Here is a 21,370-nt window from a genome sequence, read left to right as displayed (position 1 = left end):
TGTTCAATGGATGGTTAGGATACTTTAATAAAATCCGCACGCAGTTTTTTAATCTCGTCACGTAATACGCCAGCTTTTTCAAACTCGAGATTTTGTGCTGCTTCGTACATCATTGCTTCGAGTTCTTTAACTCTTGCTTGTACTTCTTTGACAGACACATAATTATATGGTTTACTTGGCTCAAAAGCCTGTATTTTAGCTGTCGCTTTTTTAGTGCTCAATCCTGCATCCAATATATCTTTAATTTCTTTACGTACTGATTTTGGTGTTATACCATGATTTATATTAAAATTCTGCTGCTTTTTACGTCGACGAGCGGTTTCGTCAATCGTTTTCTGCATTGCTGGTGTAATTTTATCCGCATATAAAATCGCTTTACCATTCACATTACGTGCCGCACGGCCAACGGTTTGAATTAATGAACTTTCCGAGCGCAAAAAGCCTTCACGATCGGCATCTAAAATAGCCACAAGCGAAACCTCGGGTATATCTAGTCCTTCACGCAATAAATTAATGCCAACTAAAACATCTACTTTACCTAGCCTTAAGTCTCGAATTATTTCCATTCGTTCAACGGTATTAATGTCTGAGTGTAAATATTTAACATTCACATTATGTTCGGACAAATAATCCGTTAAGTTTTCTGACATTCGTTTAGTTAATGTCGTAACCAACACTCTCTCATCATTATTAATACGGAGTTTAATTTCCGACAAGAGATCGTCCACTTGTGTTGCAACTGGTCTAACTTCAATAATGGGATCCAATAAACCTGTTGGTCTAACTACTTGCTCAATGATTTCTCCCCCCGATTTTTCAATTTCATATTTTGCAGGTGTAGCCGATACGTATATCGTTTGTGGCATAATATTTTCAAATTCTGAAAACTTCAAAGGTCTATTGTCTAACGCAGATGGCAAACGAAATCCATATTCAACCAGATTCAGTTTACGTGATCGATCACCATTGTACATGGCACCTAGCTGTGGAATTGCTACATGCGATTCATCAATAAACAGTAGCCCATCTGCTGGTAAATAATCAAATAATGTTGCAGGTGGATCACCTGGATTACGCTGTGATAGAAAACGCGAATAATTTTCGATCCCCGAGCAATATCCCAGTTCTGTCATCATTTCAATATCAAAGAGTGTACGTTGCGTTAAACGTTGCTCTTCTAAAAGGCGTTTGTTATCGAGAAGTACCTTTTGACGCTCTTTTAGCTCCTGCTTAATTTGTGCTATCGCATTATCCATAATATTTCTTGGTGTAACATAGTGAGTTTTTGGATAAATGGTGATACGTGATACTTCACTCACTGCACCACCAGTTAGAGGATCGAACATCACAATACGATCAACTTCATCATCAAATAACTCAACGCGCACAGCAAGTTCATCAGAGTCTGCAGGGAAAATATCGATAACATCACCACGAACCCGGAACGTACCTCTACTAAACCCAATTTCATTGCGAGTATATTGCAGTTCTGCAAGGCGGGTTAGAATTGCTCGTTGATCGGTTATTGTACCTTTAGTTAAATGCAATATCATGGACATATAGGTCTCAGGTGCACCTAATCCATAAATAGCAGACACTGAGGCAACAATCACAACATCACGACGCTCAAGCAATGATTTGGTTGCTGATAAACGCATTTGCTCAATATGTTCATTTATCGATGCATCTTTTTCGATAAATGTATCGGTTGTTGGTACATATGATTCAGGCTGATAATAGTCATAATAAGAAACAAAATATTCAACAGCGTTTTCAGGAAAAAAAGCCTTCATTTCACCGTATAATTGAGCTGCCAATGTTTTATTCGGCGCAAGAATAATTGTAGGCCGATTGTGATGGGCAATAACGTTTGCCATAGTGAACGTTTTACCCGATCCAGTTACACCCAATAATGTTTGATGTGCAATTCCATCATCAAGGTTTTGATTAATCCTTTTTATTGCTTCTGGTTGATCACCAGCTGGTTTAAATTCGGAACACAATTTGAATTTTTTCATTACATCGTAACCTAATATTTTACCTATTAATAAAAATTATCCCCAAAAAGGCTTGACCTTTTAAAATCTTATATTTTTTGTTCAGTTAACCAAAACGCTTATCAGATTCGTTTAAAAATAACAGCTTGATTTAAGTTAACTTGTTGATAAATAAAAAAAACATAAATCATGACTAACATGTAACCAAATCAACTTAAAACCTGATAGCTATTGGGTTCTGAGCTTTTTTCAATAAACTACTCACAGAGTTATCCACAGGCAACGGGGATAACTCTCTAAGTGTAATAGCTATAAACTTTTTTCTGATATTACGCAAAAAATCCATAATGAAAACACTTTTTTTTTTAAGTTTTTTTCTATTTTTAAATCTATTTTAATAGTTAAAAACTAATAACTAATTCAGTGTTTCAAATTTATATTGATAGCTATGATCAAAATTAGGCACAAATGTTAATCGATGAGTGATGCATTTTGGAGCATCTTCCACATGATGGGAAACAAATAACAGCTGTGTGTGCCCTTCTTTTATTAAGCGATCTACCCAACATTTTACTAATTCTCGATTAAGGTGATCTAATCCTTGTAAAGGTTCATCTAAAATAAGTAATGTTGGATGTTTAACTAATGCTCTAGCTATTAATATTAATCTTTGTTGTCCCCATGATAATGATTGAAAAGGCTTATCAGCATAATCATTAAGTTGAAGTAAATTAAGCCATTCATCAGCTAATTTCGACTGCTTGTCAGTAGCAACCTGATACATCCCAATTGAATCAAAATATCCAGAAATTAACACGGCTTTAACATTTGTACTTACACGATAATCAAGATGCAAACTGCCGCTTACATAACCAATATGTCGTTTAATATCCCAAATGGTTTCGCCTGAACCACGTTTGCAACCAAATAAGGTGAGATCATTACAATAACCTTGTGGATGATCACCTGTTATTAAGCTCAAAATTGTCGATTTACCTGCACCATTTGGACCGATAATTTGCCAATTCTCATTAGCTTTTACCTGCCAGGTTAATCCATTAATGATAACTTTTTCATCGTATTGAACATAAACATTATTAAAGTTTACTCGCTCTAATTGATCGGCTAACTGAATTGGTGGCTCGTCTGCTTCAGGTAACGGTAGATTGGGCAGGTTTTCTAAATCTGCTAGCTGCTTAACGATTTCATCATCTAATATGGATGCTTTAGGACCAAATTTCAATAGTTGACAATCAACAAGAAGCCCTATATTTTCAACAAAAGAAGGAATTTCATTAAATCTATTTAATACCAATACCATTGAAATGCCTTGTTTGGCTAATTCACTAAGTTTTTCTGCTAAATTTTCCCGCGATAAGGTATCTAATCCATCAAAGGGTTCATCCAAAATTATTAATTGAGGGTTTGACATTAACATTCGACAAATTAGTGTTTTACGTGTTTCACCTGTTGAAAGATATTTAAATCGCCGTGGTAGCAGATGGCTTATTCCGAACTGTTGTGCAAGCTGTTGACAGAGTTTTTCATCTTTTCTATTCTCTTGAATAATTTGTTGAGTGGTTAATCCAGTATCATTTTCACCTTCACTAAGCATATCAGTGTTATTACGCTGCCATTCCTCCTCAATTAACTTTTGTAACTTTTCAAACGAAATATAGGACACTGACTCAAATTGATTAATTACCGAACCTGATAATACTTTTTGCTCACCGGCAAGTGCTTTAGCCAATACAGACTTTCCACTACCATTACGACCAACAAAAGCAATGCTTTGACCTGGACTGATAGTAAGCAATTCAATAGTAAAAACTTTGTAATCATTAATTTTATAATGAACATTTTCAATGGTTAACATAATGACCTCGATTTACTAAACTAATGTGGCAACAATAATATGTTGAGGATGAATTGATATTGTTAGCCGTTTCCCTTTATATAAAGCATACTGCTTAACTTCATGGGTTACTTTGCTTGCATAAAGTTGTATACCTGATGGTAACAAGAATTTAATTTCAGTCCACTCACCGTCAGTTTTGATTGTTTCGACTTCAACTGATAAACAATTTTCATTAGCATCATTTAACTCAATTAAAGGGGCCTTGATTAACAAAAGTACTGTTTTATTCATACTTAACTTTAATCTTTCAATACTTTGTTGAGTGATATAACCTTTTAATTCTGTTTGGTTATCGCTTAATTTAACATCAACATACCCAGCAATATGGTTCGCTTCAATATGTTTAACATAACCATATAATTGATTTCGAGCACTGGTTTGTAATGATAATTTTGCAGTGGCCTTTAAAATATCATCTAGAGGTACATTATCATCATTTAATATGTTAAAGGCATTATGCTGTAATTGGGTTAAAAGATCGTAAAGCTGAATAAATCTCACTGCATAAGCACTTAATTTAGTACCACCACCATTTTTTCCTCCAGTTGCTGTTATTAAGAAAGGTTTGGCTGTTAGTTTATTAATTTCACTAATTGCATCCCAAGCCGTTTTATAACTCAGCCCAATTTGTTTGGCCGCTTGGCTTAATGAACCGGTTTGATCAATTGCTTTAAGTAAAGCAATGCGCCTTGGATCAATAAAAAGCTGTTGGTTCAAATTTAGTGTTAACAATATGTCAGGCGATAAGTTCATTTATATACCTTGATAAACTTTAAAAATAGCTTTATAAAAAAACAATTTAGGTATTGTAGACCCTTTTATCGCTTCCTACAAAATTTGCGAGAAACAATTCTTTTTTAATAAAGGAAATCAATAAATCAATTTGCTGATTTACAATTTTTTCTTTTTAATACATTAGTGATACAAAATCAGGTCTTTTCTAATTCATTTGTTGATTATCACTACGATCAATTACATCGATATGTTTTATTTTATATAACGAAATGTTACTATATTTTTTATTGTTATTTATAAAAAGAGTTTTATTAAATAATAAAAATAACAGGCATTTGCATCATAACCATGACGTACATTTTTAACCAAATAGGATAAATTCTTTTTAGGAATGAGGAATAGAATGAAAAAGCGCACTATATTTATGTTTGCCATAACGGCTTTGATACCAACTTTTACTACACAGGCTATTGAAAAAGTAACGGTATTTGCGGCATCTTCATTAACGAATGCGATGCTCGATATTGCTTCAGAATATAAAATCAGTCATAAAAATGTGGATGTTGTTTTTTCGTTTGCCTCATCTTCGGTTTTGGCAAAACAAATTCAACAAGGTGCCCCTGCTGATATCTTTATGTCAGCTGATCAAAAATGGATGAGCTATCTTATTGAAAAAAAACTAGTCAAAGATAAAGAGGATTTAATAAAAAATAAGTTAGTTTTAATTGCACCTGCGCAATCAAAATTAAAGAAAGTTGAAATTGATATGCGTACCAATTGGAATGAGATTCTTCCTAAAGGAGAAAGGTTATCAATAGGTGATCCCGATCATGTACCAGTAGGGCTTTATGCTAAAGAATCACTAATTCATTTAGGCGTATTTGATAAACTCACACCACAATTTGTCCCTGCGAGTAATGTGCGCGATGCATTAATGCTAGTTGAACGTAATGAAGCCGCATTAGGTATTGTTTACGCTACTGATGCAAAAGTAAGCAATAAAGTAAAAATTGTAGGAGTCTTTCCTGCCGAAACATTTGCATCTATTGAGTATCCCATTACTTTATTAAAACCTGAAGCAAACGATTTTTATCAATATTTAAAATCTCCATATGCTAAAATGATTTACGAAAAATATGGATTTGTAACAAAATAGTAACGAATTAATATGATATTGACCTTATATGAATGGCAAACATTGCTACTTAGTCTAAAAATAGCTGGAGCAGCAATTTTGTTTAGTTTGCCCATTGGTATTTTGACCGCTTGGATCCTAGCGAGATGTCAATTTTATGGCAAATCCTTACTCGATAGCATTGTACATCTACCTTTAGTGCTACCACCAGTAGTACTTGGTTATTTATTGTTATTGACGATGGGACGCAACGGTGTAATCGGTGGCTGGTTAATTCATTATTTGGGTATTAGCTTTAGTTTTAACTGGCAAGGTGCAGCATTAGCTTCTGCTACGGTGGCCTTTCCACTACTGGTTCGCTCAATTCGTTTAGCGATAGAATCGATTGATACACGTTTGGAAAATGTAGCACGAACATTAGGTGCAAATCGTTTAAGAGTATTTATGACAATCACACTACCTTTGGCATTTCCTGGTATTTTAATGGGCACTGTGCTCGGTTTTGCGCGTTGTCTTGGCGAATTTGGCGCTACTATTACCTTTGTCTCGAATATTCAAGGTGAAACAAGAACCCTACCCCTTGCGATGTATACATTATTACAAATGCCTAATGGAGAAAATGCCACTTTAAGGCTATGCATCATTTCAATTACACTATCATTGGTTGCTCTATTTTTATCAGAAGTTTTAAACCGCTGGCATAAACGGAAATTATTAGGCAATTAATGATGATTAAAATAGATGTTGTTAAACAATTGCCTACTTTTTCCTTTGAATTTGAGCAATCAATTCCTTGTCAAGGTGTTACAGCCATTTTAGGTGTTTCTGGTGCAGGAAAATCAACGCTGATTAACTTAATAAATGGTTTGATTAAACCAGATAAAGGTAAAATTTCACTTAATGATGTAAAATTAGTTGATACCAATCAAAATATTTTTATTCCCCCAGAACAAAGGAATATTGGTACCGTTTTTCAAGATGCTTTACTTTTTCCTCACTTAAGAGTGATAAAGAATCTAACTTACGGTACAAAGAATATTGATCGAGAGAGATTTAACGGAATCATTGATGTGCTTAACATTCACCACTTATTAAAACGTTACCCTGCAATGTTATCTGGTGGTGAAAAACAGCGCGTGGCAATTGGTCGAGCATTATTAACCAATCCTGAATTATTATTAATGGATGAGCCACTATCAGCATTAGATATGCCACGAAAAAAAGAGCTATTAATTTATATTGATACATTAGTTAGCGAGTTAAAAGTGCCTATTATTTATGTCACTCATAACATTAATGAAGTTAAGCGTATAGCAAACAATGTGGTTATTTTAGAACAAGGAAAGTTACTGAGTTATGGAGACACTAACAATATATTACAGTGTGATTATTTAAAAGAATGGTTATAAAGTTGTAATGCATCACAATTACTATCTTGTTTAATATAAGACACACCATCATGCCAAGCACCTAAAACTAATCTGCTAACGGGCTGACCATTAACTAAAAATTGATGTATTGCTGGCTTATGTGTATGACCATGTACCATAGTACTGACATTATATTTGATCATCATCTTTTCAACAGTTTGTTGATTAACATCCATAATACTTTCTGACTTAATTCTATTATGTAAACAACTCTTTTGTCGCAATTTGCTAGCAATCTTTAAACGAATAAATAGAGGAAGCATCAAAAAAACTTTTTGTAACCACTTCTTATGCATGATGTTACGAAATTTTTGGTACTGAGGATCATCCGTGCATAGCAAATCACCATGTAAAAAGAGGATTTTACTCTCTCCAGTAGGTAAACAGTTAATATCCGGTAGAATTGTCATATTACATAACTTTGCATATTTTTTACCTAATAAGAAATCACGGTTACCATGAACAAAATAGATTCTTATTTGCCGTTCCGTGAGTGATCGCAACGCAAGGGCAATTTTTTGATGTAATTTTGAATTAACATCATCACCTATCCAGTAATCAAATAAATCACCCAAAATATAGAGTTCACAGCAATCAGGTAAGCTCTCTAAGAAAGATAAAAAGCCTGCGGTTATATCAAAATAACCCTGAACAGGCTCATTATCAGTTAGATGAATATCTGCAATAAAATAACGATTTGGATTATTCAACCGTTACACTCATAATGATTACATCTTCAACAGGCACATCTGAATGCATACCACTACGTCCTGTTTTTACTCCTTTAATTTTATCAACTACGTCCATACCATCAACGACTTGAGCAAAAACACAATAACCATATCCATTAATGTCAGATGAACGATAATTCAAATAATCATTATCAACAACATTAATAAAAAATTGTGCAGTAGCGGAATGAGGATCGGATGTACGAGCCATGGCCAATGTTCCACGATTATTTTTTAAATTATTATCCGCTTCATTTTTGATCGGTGTTTTGGTTTTTTTCTGCTTCATACCAGGCTCAAAACCACCGCCTTGAATCATAAAATTATTAATAACACGATGGAAGATTGTATTGTTGTAGAAACCTTCTTGGCAATATTCAACAAAATTTTTAACTGTTTGTGGCGCTTTTTCTTCAAAAGTCTCAATTTTTATATCACCTAAAGTAGTGTGAAATATAATCATAAACGGTTCCTTATTATTTTCATTTTTTAATTTAAATTTACATATCCAAAATTAAGAGAATGTTTCTCTATTTACTTGCCAAATTTTTCACATGCTTCTAGCGTATTACTCATTAGCATTGCTACAGTCATGGGACCAACGCCACCAGGAACTGGACTTATCCAACCGGCGCGCTCAACTGCGGTTTCAAATTCAACATCCCCTACTAGTTTACCATCAGGTAATCGATTAATACCAACATCAATCACAATTGCACCTGGTTTAATCCATTCACCTTTAACATAATTAGCAATACCAACTCCGGCAACAACAATATCAGCATTACTAATATGTTTAGCTAAATCTACGGTACGACTATGAGTTATAGTTGTAGTGCAACCTAATAATAGAAGCTCTAGGGCCATAGGGCGACCAACAATACTTGAAGCTCCCACAACGGTGGCATTTAATCCAGATAAATTAATGCCTGTTGACTCTAACATTTTAATCACTCCATAAGGAGTACATGGACGTAACAGCGGATCTCGTTGTAATAAATGACCAATATTGTATGGATGAAAACCATCAACATCTTTACTAGGATGTATACGCTCAAGGACTTTAGTTTTATCAATATTATCCGGTAAAGGGAGCTGGACTAAAATACCATGTACATCGGCACGTTGATTAAGTTCATCGATAAGAGTTAATAACTCTTCTGTTGATGAAGTGGGAAAATCATAAGAAAAAGAAGCAAATCCTACATCATCACAGGCTTTTTGCTTATTTCTAACATAAATTTTTGAAGCTGGGTCTGAGCCTACCTGCACGACAGCAAGTCCTGGAACAGATAAACCATTTTCAATTCGTTGTTTTACCTTACTAGCAATATCATCTCTGATTTGCTTGGCTAATAATTTTCCATCAATAATATTTGCTGTCATAAACTTCTGCATCTTCAACTGGGTTGATAATAGAAAAGTATTTTCGCAAAAGTTTTTATTAATGTCTATTCACTTATAGGTTGATTGATTAAGTTGAGTTAATATTAGCTGATATTGGTCATCAATATCAGTGATAACGGAACAAATATGAGCATCGAAAGCTTTTAGTTTAGGTTTCTGATCTTTCCATTCATTTTTCGAGATTTGTTTTATTGCGCCATAATTTTTGAAAAAATCAAAGTTGATGATGCTACCCCCTACTACGTTATAAAAAATACGCTTACCGATCGCTTCACCATCTTTTTTTAAATTATTAAAATCTTGGTAATAAAATTGAGTATTGCCACTTTCAGTCATTATAGATTTGTGAAGTAATTTAACTAATCTCTTATATAATTTACTTAATTCATCATGCAATTCATTATCATTGCCTAATTTATTTTTTATGGCTTTTTCAAATGTTATTTTAACTTCGGTTAAAATACTCAAAGCTTCCTGTTCCAATTTTGGTAATTGCTGTCGTAAATTTGCCTGGAATTTTTGTGTTTGTTTTTCTAATGATGGTTGGAGTATAAGATTTTTTTCATTAAATATAACTTCACCGTTAGGTTTAATCATTAAATCATTTTTTTTATCGAAAATATGCACATTTTCTCTAGTTACTATGATGTTATAACTTGGCTTGACCGGACACTCTTTTTGGGCAGCAAACAATGTAGTGGGAAAAATGATGACCATCAATAATAATTTCTTTAACATATCTATATCCAGCTTTTTTCATTAGAGTAAATTATAACGATTAAATTTTAATTAATATAATAAAAATATCTTTGTGATGTCATTTAACTTTATCTCAAAGTTATTGGAGAGGTTTTTAAACATAAATGGCAATAAAATAGCTAATGAAAAATACAGTTCATTTTCAAAATGGTTCAAATGATTTCTTTAAGGTCTTTTTATCTTTCTTCATTTATAAAGTTGTTTTTTCACTCTATGCTTAGATAGCATTGCAATGTATCTTGCCAAAACTCTATGACAGTGTTAATGAATAAAGTTCCAAACAAATATCTTATATATATTGAAACGTATAGTTAACCTGAAACTTTTTTACAACAATTAAAAAATTTATTTTAGTTTTCTTTCTTTTCCTCTCATTTCATTAATTTTATTTTAACTATTCCAGTTTACAATTGTCTTTCACTTTTATGACTGTATCATTATGGTTTATATGAAAAATCAAGAAAAAGATGTAAAAAACTTTAGGTTTTCTGAATATTAGAATAAATTAACTCAATACTTACTAAGAGAAAATAGATAAATACATTAAAATTATTTTATTTCACAATGATCTTGATGGTTAATTGATAGCATCAATAGATATAATTTATTAAAGAAACTACGTATATTTGCTTTTCTTCTTAAAAAGTAATGTATAGTATATACATTCATAAAATAATTTATCAGAGGTGAAAAATGTATACTGTAATTTTTGGTCGCGAAGGTTGTCCATATTGTGTACGAGCTAAAGAATTAGCCGAAAAACTGTCTAAAGAGCGTGATGACTTTTCTTACCGTTATGTAGATATTAATGTTGAAGGCATTACGAAAGAAGATCTATCTAGAAGTGTTGGCAAACCAGTAGAAACCGTTCCACAAATCTTTATCGATGAAAAGCCGATTGGTGGTTGTACAGATTTTGAAGCTTATGCTAAAGAGCATTTAGGACTTTTCAGAGAATAATCGAAACTCGATTTTCGAGAATAATTTAGCCACCATTAGGTGGCTTTTTCTTTTTAACGACCTGGCAGTTTTTGCCATGTCACTTCATTACGTAAATAAGTTGGATCAGCATTTTCAACACTAACCCACTCATTTTGCTGCCACTTCTTTTCGGCTATGACTATCAAATCCTGAGCATGTGGTAACACAATATCGCTTGAGTGAATATTTTCTAGCATATTTGGATAAGTTTGCCATCCAGTACCAGCACTATAACAATTATTACAAAAATCTTTAACTTTCTCTATAACATGTTCTGGAGTAATGACACACTCAGGAATAGTTGCTTGCCAATGATCATTATCGTATTGATATTGACCTAAATAGACTTCATTCATTCTGGCATCTATCGCAGCAATAACATTCGTTACCTGCTTAGTACGATATACCCCCTGAGCTAAAGTCATCAAAGTTGAAACCCCTATCATAGGTTTATCAATACCAAGTGCTAATCCCTGTGCTATTCCTATACCTATTCTAACCCCAGTAAAACTACCAGGACCAGCACCAAAGGCTACCGCATCTACCTGAGAAAGTGAACAATCTGATTGTTTTAAAAGGTTATCAATCATAGGTAAAATCTGCTTAGTATGATCTCGAGCAGATATTTTAAAATCGTATGTGATTTCATTACAATAGAGTAATGCAACAGAGCAAGCCTCTGTTGTAGTATCAATGGCTAAAATAGTACTCATTTTTTTCCCAAAATAATTTATTTTTGTAATTCACTTTTAGCTAATAAAAAATTTATTACCTTATTTACATCGCGTGTTCTTGGCGAAGGAGGCAAACTATTAATAAATGTTGCACCATAAGATCGCATCACTAATCGATTATCGCAAATTATAATTGCACCTCTGTCGTTATGATGACGTATCAAACGTCCGACACCTTGTTTTAGGGTAATAACGGCTTCAGGTAGTTGTACGTCATTAAATGCATCACCACCTTGCATTTGACAATCTTCCATACGGGCTTTCATTAGAGGATCATCCGGTGACGTAAAAGGTAACTTATCTATGATAACACAAGATAAGGTATCTCCCCTAACATCAATCCCTTCCCAAAAGCTACTGGTTGCAATCAGTAATGCATTGCCTTTTAGGATAAATTGATCCAACAATTTAACTTTACTGGTTTCGCCTTGAACCAACACCGGCAAAGAAGTTAATTCTCGAAATTGTTTGGCTAATGCGTTCATCATTGCATAAGAAGTGCATAAAAAGAAGCAACGTCCTTTATTCGCTTCTATAACTGGTAATAAAATATCGATTAATGTCTTTGCATTACCTTGTTCATTGGGTGAGGGAATATAACGTGGTACACACATAATAGTTTGATTTACATAATCAAATGGGCTTTCAAGTATTAATGATTCTACGTTATCTAAACCTAGACGTTTAGTAAAATAGTCTAATCGATTATCAACAGATAACGTTGCAGAAGTAAATATCCAACTTCCATTACGTTCAGTAATTAATTGAGTAAACTTATCTGCCACCGATAAAGGAGTTAAAGCAAAAATAAAATAGTGATTAGTACTTTCATACCAATAACTAAAACCCGTTACATTTGTCTTTTGTAATCGATTTAAAAGAGTAATATATTGATTTATTCTTTCAAAACAGTTATCCAACGTTGACGATCGCCCAACGGCTAATAACACAACTTCACGACAAAAAGTTAAAGCATCAACCAGATAAGATAACTCATTTTTAACTGTTTCTTGATTGAATAAAAAACGTAAGTTGCCTTTAGGTGATTGTTGGCTAATTAATAGTCGTAAATCTTGCGTACATTTTTGAAGTTTATCAGCGCATTGCTGTAATTGCACCATATCTTTTACTTCTGTGCGATAAGTTAGATTTATTTCATTAGCTAGTTCGAACAGTTGACGGCTAGTTAACTGTTGACCAAAGTACTGACAAGCTAGATCGGGTAGTTGATGCGCTTCATCAAAAATCATAACATCTGCTTTAGGGATAAGCTCCCCAAAACCAGTATCTTTTACCACTACATCAGCCAAAAATAGATGATGATTTACCACCACTACATCCGCATTTAAGGCACGTTTGCGAGCTTTGACAACATAACAATCATTGTAATGTTCGCAATCACTGCCTAAACAATTGTCGTTGGTACTGGTTAACATTGACCAAATCGGGTTTTCTTCGGTAACAGTAGTACATTTACTTATATCACCATCTTCAGTCTTTATTGACCAATTTTTAACTCGAACAAGATCGACGCGTAAGTCTTTATCAAGATCGCCTGCACCTGCATATTGATGATACAACCGTTCTAGACAAAGGTAATTTGCTCGCCCCTTAAGAAGTGATATTTTACCTGTGTAATTAAGTGCTTTTTTTATAATGGGTAAATCTTTACTGAAAAGTTGTTCTTGTAAATTTTTTGATCCTGTTGAAAGAATTGTTTTTTTCTCACTACGCAAAGCGGGTACTAAATAAGCAAATGTTTTGCCTGTTCCAGTTCCAGCTTCAACAACAAGCGAATGGTTATTTTTTATCGATTCAGAAACTTTGATTGCCATATTGCGCTGAGGCTCTCGTGCTACAAATCCATCAATAGCTTTAGCCAGCAAACCGCTTTCTGAAAAATCATCAATCACTTAAAATACACCTAATATAAAGATAAGTTCAATACACAAAAAAATAGATTAAAGGAATAATACAATGTTATGAAAATATCATGATTTCATATCAAAAGGGATGAGTTTATTGTAATGGAATTGAACGATTAAAAACTTAATTTACGAATATACTATAACAGTAATCAAGTAAAAAAGATATACGCGATTATTTACAAATACCAAATATGACATTTATGATATAAGTTATATCATAATATCATCAATTAATCATCAAGTTAATCAACAAACGATCATTAAATAGCTAAATTCACTCTTCTGACTTTAAATACGATTCTTTAAACTCAATAAGTTTAACGGTAAAGCAAAAAACTTTTTTAAGCAATTATTGAATGAATTTGGTTTTTAAATAAATACAATAATGCTTTATTCCTAACAAATAGTTTTTTTGTTTAAACATCAATCGAGAATAAGCGCGTATTGACGAAGTTTTTTTTCGGTTATACAGAGGCAATGGAGATTGCCTCCAAGGAGATCTATCCAAATAAAAATCAAATAATTTCGAACGGTAAGGCTGATGCCAAGGTTTATTTTTGGTAATATAATGAATTAAAATGGTATTTTCTGAAACATTGGAGTCCTCATTACCATTTATCGAGAGGGCTAAAAGAGTATTATATTGTTTTTCTAAGATGATTCTTTTTCGACCAATAACAATATTTAATACATCCTGATCAGGATATTGATATGTCTCACCATTATTCAATAAGGTTAATGTTTTGGTTGTGATATTTTCCTGACACCATTGCGGTATATTTATCAACATCACTCCAGAATTAAAATATGTTCCCTTAACGATATCATATTTGCTACATTGAGATTCTTGCATGTATTTTACATCGGCCACAGCGGCAACAATTGCATCATCTAAATCGATTTCATTTATAAAATTAAGACTGTTAATACATAAGGTATCACTATCAATATAAAGTAGTTTTTCTGTAATATCTTTTAAGATCTCTGGCGCAATTAATCGCATGCAAGCCGCAATAGGAAACTGTTTAGTATTTTTTTGATCAACATTAAACTGATCATTAATGATATATTCAGTTATTGAACTATTATCAGATTTGATTTTAGCGATATTTTCCCTATTAATTTTTGATAAGTTATGGGTAAACAGATGAAAATGAAGCTGATGTTTTTTATTATTTTCAATTATAGAAATTATATCCACACCAGCCGACAAAGCATAATTATCATCAAAACATAATAGAATATGCAATACATTTTGTTTACATGCAAAACTACATGATAATAATTCGTTTTTTTTAGTAATAAAGTTATCAACTTCAATCACAAAGTTCTTCCTTAACGTTTTTTAGTGGTTTTATGTTTTAAGTAAAGCAAATAATATTTAACCGCGGCTAAATACTTATGTTGACTAGCAAGTAATTTTGCATATCTTCTTGTTGTTGATGGGGCATTTTCATTGGCGAGTAACAATTTATCGTTCGCCCAAGGTGATGAAGCTATATAGGATTGATAAAGTGATGTAATGTAGAGTTGATACCAAGGTTTATTACCTGTTACATAATGAATAATAACCGTATTGGCTTCAATCAGATTATCTTCGTTACCTCCAACAGTAAGTGAGGTAATATTGTTAAAATGTTTGGGTAAAAATACTGTTTTACCTTGCATTAAGATGTTGAGAACATCTTGATCAGCAAATTTATAAACTTTACCACTATTTATCATGTCAAAAGCTTTTTTGGTTAGGTTATTTTCAACCCACATATCCGTATTAATATACATCATACCTGCATTAAAATAATCTCCATAAGGAATATCGCAAGCTGCACATTGTTTTTCTTGTGTTTTGCCAATATCAGCTACAACAGCTGAAAACTTATTTGTTAAATCAATGGAAACAAGTTCATCGAGGTTATTAATACATAGTACATCACAATCAAGATATAAAACACGAGAAGTCACTTTATTCAAGATCTGTGGAACAACAAATCTAAGACACGTCGAGGCAGAAACATGTAAAACTAGTGTATCAGGATTTATTGAAAATTCATTGCTAATTTCATAACAAAGTATTGAAGTATTTTCTTTATTTAATTGATTAAATCGCAAGATTTTTTCATTTGATACATTATTGGCAAACAAATGAAAAACTAGATTTTTATTTGGATTATTTAATATCACTGAGGACATTGCGATACCTGCGGGCATTGCATAATTATCATCAAAACAAAGTGCAACGTGTAAGGTATCTAAAGAGGTCAGAGAATTATTAAATAATGTTGTAGTCTTACTGATAAAGAGATTTTCTGCTAACATGTTAAAGTCATACCGAGAATTTAGAATTTGATTTATTGTAGCATAACCAATTATTATGAAAAAATTAACTATCAATTTTATATTTGTATAACTATTTTGTAATACATAAATAGCTATGCTATATTTGAAATATTGTATTAATGAGTATTTGAAATGAATAATAGTTTTATTAATATTGTATATTGTACTGATTCAAACTATCTTGAACATGTTGGGGTATCTATAACCTCAATCCTACTTAATAATAAGCGCCATAATATTCATTTTCATGTTTTTTTGTATGATGTTTCAGAAGAAGAGAAAAACAAATTACAGGAAATCAGCAGTTCGATTACTCTTTATTCAGTTTCTATTGATGAGTTAAATAAATACTTCGATGTACAAAACGATAAAATAAAACATATCAATCGTTCAATGTATATTCGTTTATCCGTACCAAGATTATTGCCTAAATATGTTGATAAATTTATTTATTTAGACGCAGATATTTTATGCTTTGGTGATATTTCTTCAATTTTGAATGTTAATATTGATTCCGTGGTATGTGCTGTAACAGCCGACTCTTTAGATGCTGATAATATGTTACAAAATAAAAAACGCTTAAATCTAGCATCTGAGAAATATTTTAATTCCGGTTTTTTATACATAAATATCCAGAATTGGAAAAAATTTGATACCGAAAATAAAGCGAATCAAATATTACTATCACCTCAAAATTATCACTTATTATATCCTGATCAGGATGCGTTAAACATTGTTTTACAAAATCAAGTTTCTTATATTGATGTGAAATGGAATTATTTATTTACTTGGATAAATAATCAAGAAAAAGAAACTTTTTTTGATAATAAGAAAAGATTACCTTGTTTTATTCACTTTACTGGTGCAAGAAAGATTTGGTATCAAGAGCATAAAGGTCTAGCGCAAAATCTTTACTGCTTTTATAGGCATTTTACACCTTGGAGTAACTGTAGGTTAAAAAGTTATAAATCGAAAATGCGAGTCAATGATTATCGGATTTATGCAAAATCTCATCTTAAAGATAAAAATTTGATGAGTAGCTTAAAGTATTATTTGCTTTATTTTCTCTACAAATTGAAAGGTAAATAGTTTTTTTCTAGATACATTTTTTTATCGATTCTACTAATTTTTCTGTTTCAATTGATTTAATGCTATTAGCAATAAAAACGATCTGCTTACCATTTACATCATTTGGAGCCCATAAATCCTTATTAATTTGCGCATCAAGGTTAGGCTTGTTTTTCTTTATATATTTTCCATCAAGGAATAAATCTTGTATTCGATATTTATAATTACTGAATTGTCTGCTATAGATAGCTTTCAAATTATTTGTATTTGGAGCTAAAGGTTCCATATATATAGAAATACACTTTGTTGAAAATGCAGAAGCTATATGAACAACTGACGTATCAACACTAATCACTAATTCTGCAGTTTTAATTAAAGGAATCACATCCATAATTGTTGTAGAATTGAATTTAATTGTATTGGGCAATAACAATTTTTCAAAGTTGTTACCCTTTCCGATAAGCACTATCTTATAATCAAGATAATTACTTTTAAATAAATCACATATTCCTTGCAGTTGAGAATTTGATAAACAACGATATTCGGAACCACCATAAGGATTAATGACAATTAATTTGCTGGAACCAATATAACGATTTACAAAATCACTAATGTATTGACTTTTAGAAGGATTGATATAAATTTCATAATCAAATAAATGGTATTTAATATTAAGACTGTCTAAATAATATTTTAATTGATTTGTTACATGTTCATTGATTTTATAATAAGGTAACGAGATATTGAACGATTTGATATTACTTTTATTATAACCCAATAATATATCTGTTTTAATTAAACAGCAAAAAAATAAGTGCTTTAAGTCTAATCTTCGGTGAAACCTTGCATCTATCGCTAAATCAAATTTTTGTTTTCTTATCATTCTAATTGATTTTATCAAATCAATTAGCTTTTTATCATAATATAAAAAACAACCAGCAATATTGGTATTTCCATCAAGAATATCTAAGCTACTTTTTCTAGAAGAAACATAAACTTCATATCCAGCGTTGGACAAATAACGAATAAATGGTGTAGTAACAATCATATCACCAATACCATCATTTCTTATAACAAGAACTCTTTTTATTGTATTGTCATTGATTATTTTTTTTCGTTTTTTCAAAAACAAGACAATAACTGAAATAAATTTTATATAAATCAGATATTTGATTTTTTTAGTCACCAGATTACGTTTCCAATTCAAATTTTGTATTTTTCTTTTCATTTTTATGAAATAAATTCCTTTTTTCAGTGAGTATTCTTATTATTTGTTAAGCTCTTTATTCAATTGTTTTAAAATAATATTAACATCAAGGTTTGATATTAAATCGCCAAGCCCTGTTTTTACGTTTTCATTTGTAAAAATTTGAATTGCATTAGCATAATTTGGTCCCCACACCATATTATTTATAAACTTGCTATCAATAATTCTATTATTGTATATACAAATCATTTTTTTATCATACGTTGATGCTACATGGACAATTGAGGTATCAACGGTAATAACAAAGTCTGAATATTTAACCAATGCCACCGTATTAAAAAAACAAGACATTTGGTTGATAATAATATTTTGAGGAACTTTTATTCGAGAAATTTTATCTGATTCACCCACTACAATTGTTATATAGTTCTCTAATTGTGCTAAAAAAGATAAAATTATTTCAATTTGGGAATTCGAAAAACTTCTTGCAGTATTGGATCCAAAAGGGTTAAAAATAATGATTTTCTTCCCTAATGTGAAAAGTGGGTTTAAATAATCTTTTACTTCTTGTTCAATATTGGCTGGAATATTAAGATGGTATTTAATGCTTTCGGTTTTAATATTTATCAATTCAAGCACTTTCTGACTCCGCATGGTTATGTGCGAAGTATATTCATGATAATCGATAGAAGAATCGTACAATTTATATTTCTCTTGATTAAACCCTATTGTATGTAATGGATTGATGAGTTTGATTATTTGAGAACGCCTAACGCTATTTGGCCCCTTATCTACAAGATCAACAACAACATCAATTTTAATATTATCGAGCTGTTCTTTTATCTTTGTGATGTTCTTATTCCTATCATAAAATAGGATACCATCAACAGTTATGAATTCATCAAATAAAAATGCAATTCTTTTCTCTACTACAACATAAACTTTAAAACTATTTTTTCTCAGAGACTCAATTAAATAAGATGTAACGATTGCATCACCAATACCTTGATCATTCATAAGAATAGCAACGCTAGAGTAATGCTCAAGTGTTAATAAAGATCGTTCTTTTTTTTTTCGGTTCAATAAGTATAGTTTAATTGCTGACTTTAATGGTTTTATCTTTAAATTTCTTTGTCTATTTAAATATTTAATACAACCCATTAACTTATTTATCATATTTCCTTTAATATCCTATAGTGCATAAATATTATTCATAAATAAAATATTATATATTAATCTGCTAAGTTACTTTTATATAATTTTGAATATAAGCCATTTTGGGATAATAATTCATGATGATTTCCTTGTTCAATAATTTCACCACTATCTATAACAAGAATTTTATCAGCTTTTTCAATAGTCGATAGTCGATGTGCTATAACAATTGAAGTTCGTCCTTTTTGCAATTCATTCAACGCTTCTTGAATTGCATTTTCAGACTCTGAATCTAATGCGGACGTAGCTTCATCCAAAATTAAAATTGGGTTATCACGCAATAAAGCTCTGGCTATGGCAATACGTTGACGTTGTCCTCCAGATAATAATACTCCATTTTCTCCAACAATTGTGTCAAATCCCTTTTCCAGTGCTTGTATAAAATCGTAGGCATAAGCTTTTTTAGCTGCTTCTTCAATCTGACTTTGTGAATACTCACCTATTCGCCCATAAGCAATATTATTGGCTATGGTATCATTGAATAAATGAACATTTTGAGAAACCAAACCAATTTGGTCTCGTAAACTGTATAAAGTTAAATCTTGTATATTATGGTTATCAATTAAGATCTCACCTTCACTTATATCATAAAAACGAGTAAGTAAACTTGCTATAGTGGTTTTGCCTGAACCTGAACGACCGACAAAGGCAATGGTTTTACCATGTTTTATTGTAAAATTGATATCTTTTAAAGCAGGTTTTTGTCGTGTTTCATAAGTAAAAGAAACATGTTTAAATTCTATATTACCTTTTGAACGTTCGATATTTATTTTGCCGCTATCTTTCTCAATAGGCTGGTCAAATATCGCAAATAAAGTCTGGCAAGCAGCCATCCCTTTTTGAAAGTCAGCATTGACACTTGTTAAACTTTTGATTGGTTGCATTAAAGCCACCAGAGAAGAAAACACAACGGTAAATTGTCCTGGGGTAATATTTAACTCTGGATTACTCGCCATTAATAACACAAAAGCAATGGCAAATGATATAATTAATTGAACAATTGGCGTAGATAAAGCAGAAATGGAAACTAATCGCATAGTATCCCTTCTAAATTTATTACTTACTTTTTCAAAATTAGTCGATTCTTCATCTTGAGCACCAAAAAGAATGATTTCTCTATGACCTTTTAGCATTTGTTCAACAGACATAGTGACATTACCCATTGAGTTCTGCATGTTTTTAGCCATTTTACGAAACTTTATTGATACAAATGTGATGAGTCCAATAACCACAGGCGTAATAAAAATTAATGATAGAGATAATTGCCAACTATTACTAAACATTGTATAGAATAATCCACAAATAAATGCAAATTCACGCACTATAGTAATCAAAGCATCAGAAGATGAAGAGGCAACTTGATCGGTATCATACGTTATACGCGATAATAACCGCCCAGCAGAATTTTTATCATAAAAACTCACTGGAGAATCAACAAAATGATTGAAAAGGCGTTGACGAATTTTAAGTACAATTTTGGATGATATTAAGGATAAAAAATAGGCATAACCGTAATTGGCTGCACCTCGAAGAAAAACTAGACCAAAAATATAAAATGGTGCCATAAATAAAAAGGTTTGATCATTTTCGACAAAACCTTTATCAAGTAAAGGTTGCAATATTGCAATAAGTGAAGTATCTGCAAATGCACTTAAAATTAATAATATTATTGAAAAAAAGAGCAAAATTTTATGCTTGGCAATATAGGGCCATAGCTTAGAAAACGTATGTAATGTTGAAAAATCTCGATCAATATCATTATTCATCGTTGAGCTATTGTATTTCATA

19 protein-coding genes are annotated in these 21,370 nt (G+C 31.7%); 5 read left to right on the top strand and 14 right to left on the bottom strand.

What is annotated here, in order from left to right; translation table 11 throughout:
- Positions 1 to 14: 14 nt before the first annotated feature.
- The 3 genes from uvrB to J4T76_RS08500 all read right to left on the bottom strand — a co-directional run bounded on the left by uvrB (position 15) and on the right by J4T76_RS08500 (position 4,668).
- Positions 15 to 2,018: an excinuclease ABC subunit UvrB gene (gene uvrB, locus J4T76_RS08510; protein ID WP_267355652.1), complete on the bottom strand. Its 2,004-nt coding sequence runs from the start codon at positions 2,016 to 2,018 to the stop codon at positions 15 to 17.
- A gap of 394 nt (positions 2,019 to 2,412) precedes the next feature.
- Entirely contained in the window at positions 2,413 to 3,873 is a 1,461-nt protein-coding gene (gene modF, locus J4T76_RS08505) for a molybdate ABC transporter ATP-binding protein ModF (RefSeq protein WP_267355650.1), read from the bottom strand.
- 15 nt (positions 3,874 to 3,888) lie between these two features.
- Positions 3,889 to 4,668, bottom strand: coding sequence for a TOBE domain-containing protein (locus tag J4T76_RS08500; protein ID WP_267340538.1), 780 nt, complete (start codon positions 4,666 to 4,668; stop codon positions 3,889 to 3,891).
- A 373-nt stretch (positions 4,669 to 5,041) separates the two neighbouring features.
- Here J4T76_RS08500 and modA point away from each other — a divergent pair, with 373 nt between their 5' ends.
- The 3 genes from modA to modC are packed head-to-tail and all read left to right on the top strand — an operon-like array spanning position 5,042 to position 7,194.
- Positions 5,042 to 5,806: a molybdate ABC transporter substrate-binding protein gene (gene modA, locus J4T76_RS08495; RefSeq protein ID WP_416380305.1), complete on the top strand. Its 765-nt coding sequence runs from the start codon at positions 5,042 to 5,044 to the stop codon at positions 5,804 to 5,806.
- A 12-nt stretch (positions 5,807 to 5,818) separates the two neighbouring features.
- Complete coding sequence (gene modB, locus J4T76_RS08490) at positions 5,819 to 6,511, top strand: molybdate ABC transporter permease subunit (protein ID WP_267340540.1); 693 nt, start codon at positions 5,819 to 5,821, stop codon at positions 6,509 to 6,511.
- A 2-nt stretch (positions 6,512 to 6,513) separates the two neighbouring features.
- Entirely contained in the window at positions 6,514 to 7,194 is a 681-nt protein-coding gene (modC, locus tag J4T76_RS08485; protein WP_267355648.1) for a molybdenum ABC transporter ATP-binding protein, read from the top strand.
- Here modC and J4T76_RS08480 read toward each other — a convergent pair.
- From J4T76_RS08480 to J4T76_RS08465, 4 genes are all read right to left on the bottom strand, one after another.
- A complete protein-coding gene (locus tag J4T76_RS08480) occupies positions 7,173 to 7,925 on the bottom strand; it encodes a UDP-2,3-diacylglucosamine diphosphatase (RefSeq protein WP_267345588.1) in 753 nt (250 codons plus the stop codon). The genes modC and J4T76_RS08480 overlap by 22 nt on opposite strands.
- Positions 7,918 to 8,409, bottom strand: coding sequence for a peptidylprolyl isomerase B (gene ppiB / locus J4T76_RS08475; RefSeq protein WP_267340546.1), 492 nt, complete (start codon positions 8,407 to 8,409; stop codon positions 7,918 to 7,920). The genes J4T76_RS08480 and ppiB overlap by 8 nt, the downstream gene beginning before the upstream one ends.
- 71 nt (positions 8,410 to 8,480) lie before the next feature.
- Positions 8,481 to 9,332, bottom strand: a complete 852-nt coding sequence (folD, locus tag J4T76_RS08470) for a bifunctional methylenetetrahydrofolate dehydrogenase/methenyltetrahydrofolate cyclohydrolase FolD (protein ID WP_267345587.1) — start codon at positions 9,330 to 9,332, stop codon at positions 8,481 to 8,483.
- 69 nt (positions 9,333 to 9,401) lie between these two features.
- Complete coding sequence (locus tag J4T76_RS08465; protein ID WP_267340550.1) at positions 9,402 to 10,091, bottom strand: DUF2884 family protein; 690 nt, start codon at positions 10,089 to 10,091, stop codon at positions 9,402 to 9,404.
- Between the two features lie 714 nt (positions 10,092 to 10,805).
- Here J4T76_RS08465 and J4T76_RS08460 point away from each other — a divergent pair.
- The gene (locus J4T76_RS08460) at positions 10,806 to 11,072 is read left to right on the top strand and encodes a GrxA family glutaredoxin (protein WP_267340551.1); all 267 of its coding nucleotides are present in this window, start codon (positions 10,806 to 10,808) and stop codon (positions 11,070 to 11,072) included.
- A gap of 53 nt (positions 11,073 to 11,125) precedes the next feature.
- On the opposite strand, the gene tsaB is transcribed toward J4T76_RS08460, so the two are convergent.
- The 4 genes from tsaB to J4T76_RS08440 all read right to left on the bottom strand — a co-directional run bounded on the left by tsaB (position 11,126) and on the right by J4T76_RS08440 (position 16,071).
- The gene (tsaB, locus tag J4T76_RS08455; protein WP_267345586.1) at positions 11,126 to 11,806 is read right to left on the bottom strand and encodes a tRNA (adenosine(37)-N6)-threonylcarbamoyltransferase complex dimerization subunit type 1 TsaB; all 681 of its coding nucleotides are present in this window, start codon (positions 11,804 to 11,806) and stop codon (positions 11,126 to 11,128) included.
- A 17-nt stretch (positions 11,807 to 11,823) separates the two neighbouring features.
- Positions 11,824 to 13,740, bottom strand: coding sequence for an ATP-dependent DNA helicase (locus J4T76_RS08450; protein WP_267340554.1), 1,917 nt, complete (start codon positions 13,738 to 13,740; stop codon positions 11,824 to 11,826).
- Between the two features lie 364 nt (positions 13,741 to 14,104).
- Positions 14,105 to 15,079, bottom strand: a complete 975-nt coding sequence (locus tag J4T76_RS08445; protein WP_267355646.1) for a glycosyltransferase family 8 protein — start codon at positions 15,077 to 15,079, stop codon at positions 14,105 to 14,107.
- Between the two features lie 11 nt (positions 15,080 to 15,090).
- Positions 15,091 to 16,071 (bottom strand): glycosyltransferase family 8 protein, encoded by a 981-nt coding sequence (locus J4T76_RS08440; RefSeq protein ID WP_267355645.1) that lies wholly within the window; start codon positions 16,069 to 16,071, stop codon positions 15,091 to 15,093.
- Between the two features lie 153 nt (positions 16,072 to 16,224).
- Between J4T76_RS08440 and J4T76_RS08435 the strand changes: the two genes are divergently transcribed.
- Positions 16,225 to 17,181 carry a glycosyltransferase family 8 protein gene (locus J4T76_RS08435; RefSeq protein WP_267340558.1) on the top strand — a complete coding sequence of 319 codons (957 nt, stop codon included), beginning with the start codon at positions 16,225 to 16,227 and terminating at the stop codon, positions 17,179 to 17,181.
- Positions 17,182 to 17,188: 7 nt separating this feature from the next.
- On the opposite strand, the gene J4T76_RS08430 is transcribed toward J4T76_RS08435, so the two are convergent.
- From J4T76_RS08430 to msbA, 3 genes are read right to left on the bottom strand one after another with little or no spacing between them, the layout of a single operon-like run.
- The gene (locus tag J4T76_RS08430; RefSeq protein WP_267355643.1) at positions 17,189 to 18,388 is read right to left on the bottom strand and encodes a glycosyltransferase family 9 protein; all 1,200 of its coding nucleotides are present in this window, start codon (positions 18,386 to 18,388) and stop codon (positions 17,189 to 17,191) included.
- Positions 18,389 to 18,427: 39 nt separating this feature from the next.
- Positions 18,428 to 19,543, bottom strand: a complete 1,116-nt coding sequence (locus J4T76_RS08425; RefSeq protein ID WP_267355641.1) for a glycosyltransferase family 9 protein — start codon at positions 19,541 to 19,543, stop codon at positions 18,428 to 18,430.
- Between the two features lie 56 nt (positions 19,544 to 19,599).
- Complete coding sequence (msbA, locus tag J4T76_RS08420; RefSeq protein WP_416380310.1) at positions 19,600 to 21,348, bottom strand: lipid A ABC transporter ATP-binding protein/permease MsbA; 1,749 nt, start codon at positions 21,346 to 21,348, stop codon at positions 19,600 to 19,602.
- Between the last annotated feature and the right edge of the window lie 22 nt (positions 21,349 to 21,370).

Origin of the sequence: Gilliamella sp. B3022 (genome assembly GCF_028751545.1) — a bacterium.
GTDB lineage: Bacteria > Pseudomonadota > Gammaproteobacteria > Enterobacterales > Orbaceae > Gilliamella.
This window is presented reverse-complemented; position numbering and strand designations above follow the sequence as displayed.

What these genes read in the sequence shown, in the direction of transcription:
- uvrB (WP_267355652.1), bottom strand. Translation starts at nt 2,018, where the DNA reads ATGAAAAAATTCAAATTGTGTTCCGAATTTAAACCAGCTGGTGATCAA.
- modF (WP_267355650.1), bottom strand. Translation starts at nt 3,873, where the DNA reads ATGTTAACCATTGAAAATGTTCATTATAAAATTAATGATTACAAAGTT.
- J4T76_RS08500 (WP_267340538.1), bottom strand. Translation starts at nt 4,668, where the DNA reads ATGAACTTATCGCCTGACATATTGTTAACACTAAATTTGAACCAACAG.
- modA (WP_416380305.1), top strand. Translation starts at nt 5,042, where the DNA reads ATGAGGAATAGAATGAAAAAGCGCACTATATTTATGTTTGCCATAACG.
- modB (WP_267340540.1), top strand. Translation starts at nt 5,819, where the DNA reads ATGATATTGACCTTATATGAATGGCAAACATTGCTACTTAGTCTAAAA.
- modC (WP_267355648.1), top strand. Translation starts at nt 6,514, where the DNA reads ATGATTAAAATAGATGTTGTTAAACAATTGCCTACTTTTTCCTTTGAA.
- ppiB (WP_267340546.1), bottom strand. Translation starts at nt 8,409, where the DNA reads ATGATTATATTTCACACTACTTTAGGTGATATAAAAATTGAGACTTTT.
- folD (WP_267345587.1), bottom strand. Translation starts at nt 9,332, where the DNA reads ATGACAGCAAATATTATTGATGGAAAATTATTAGCCAAGCAAATCAGA.
- J4T76_RS08465 (WP_267340550.1), bottom strand. Translation starts at nt 10,091, where the DNA reads ATGTTAAAGAAATTATTATTGATGGTCATCATTTTTCCCACTACATTG.
- J4T76_RS08460 (WP_267340551.1), top strand. Translation starts at nt 10,806, where the DNA reads ATGTATACTGTAATTTTTGGTCGCGAAGGTTGTCCATATTGTGTACGA.
- tsaB (WP_267345586.1), bottom strand. Translation starts at nt 11,806, where the DNA reads ATGAGTACTATTTTAGCCATTGATACTACAACAGAGGCTTGCTCTGTT.
- J4T76_RS08440 (WP_267355645.1), bottom strand. Translation starts at nt 16,071, where the DNA reads ATGTTAGCAGAAAATCTCTTTATCAGTAAGACTACAACATTATTTAAT.
- J4T76_RS08435 (WP_267340558.1), top strand. Translation starts at nt 16,225, where the DNA reads ATGAATAATAGTTTTATTAATATTGTATATTGTACTGATTCAAACTAT.
- J4T76_RS08430 (WP_267355643.1), bottom strand. Translation starts at nt 18,388, where the DNA reads ATGAAAAGAAAAATACAAAATTTGAATTGGAAACGTAATCTGGTGACT.
- J4T76_RS08425 (WP_267355641.1), bottom strand. Translation starts at nt 19,543, where the DNA reads ATGATAAATAAGTTAATGGGTTGTATTAAATATTTAAATAGACAAAGA.
- msbA (WP_416380310.1), bottom strand. Translation starts at nt 21,348, where the DNA reads ATGAATAATGATATTGATCGAGATTTTTCAACATTACATACGTTTTCT.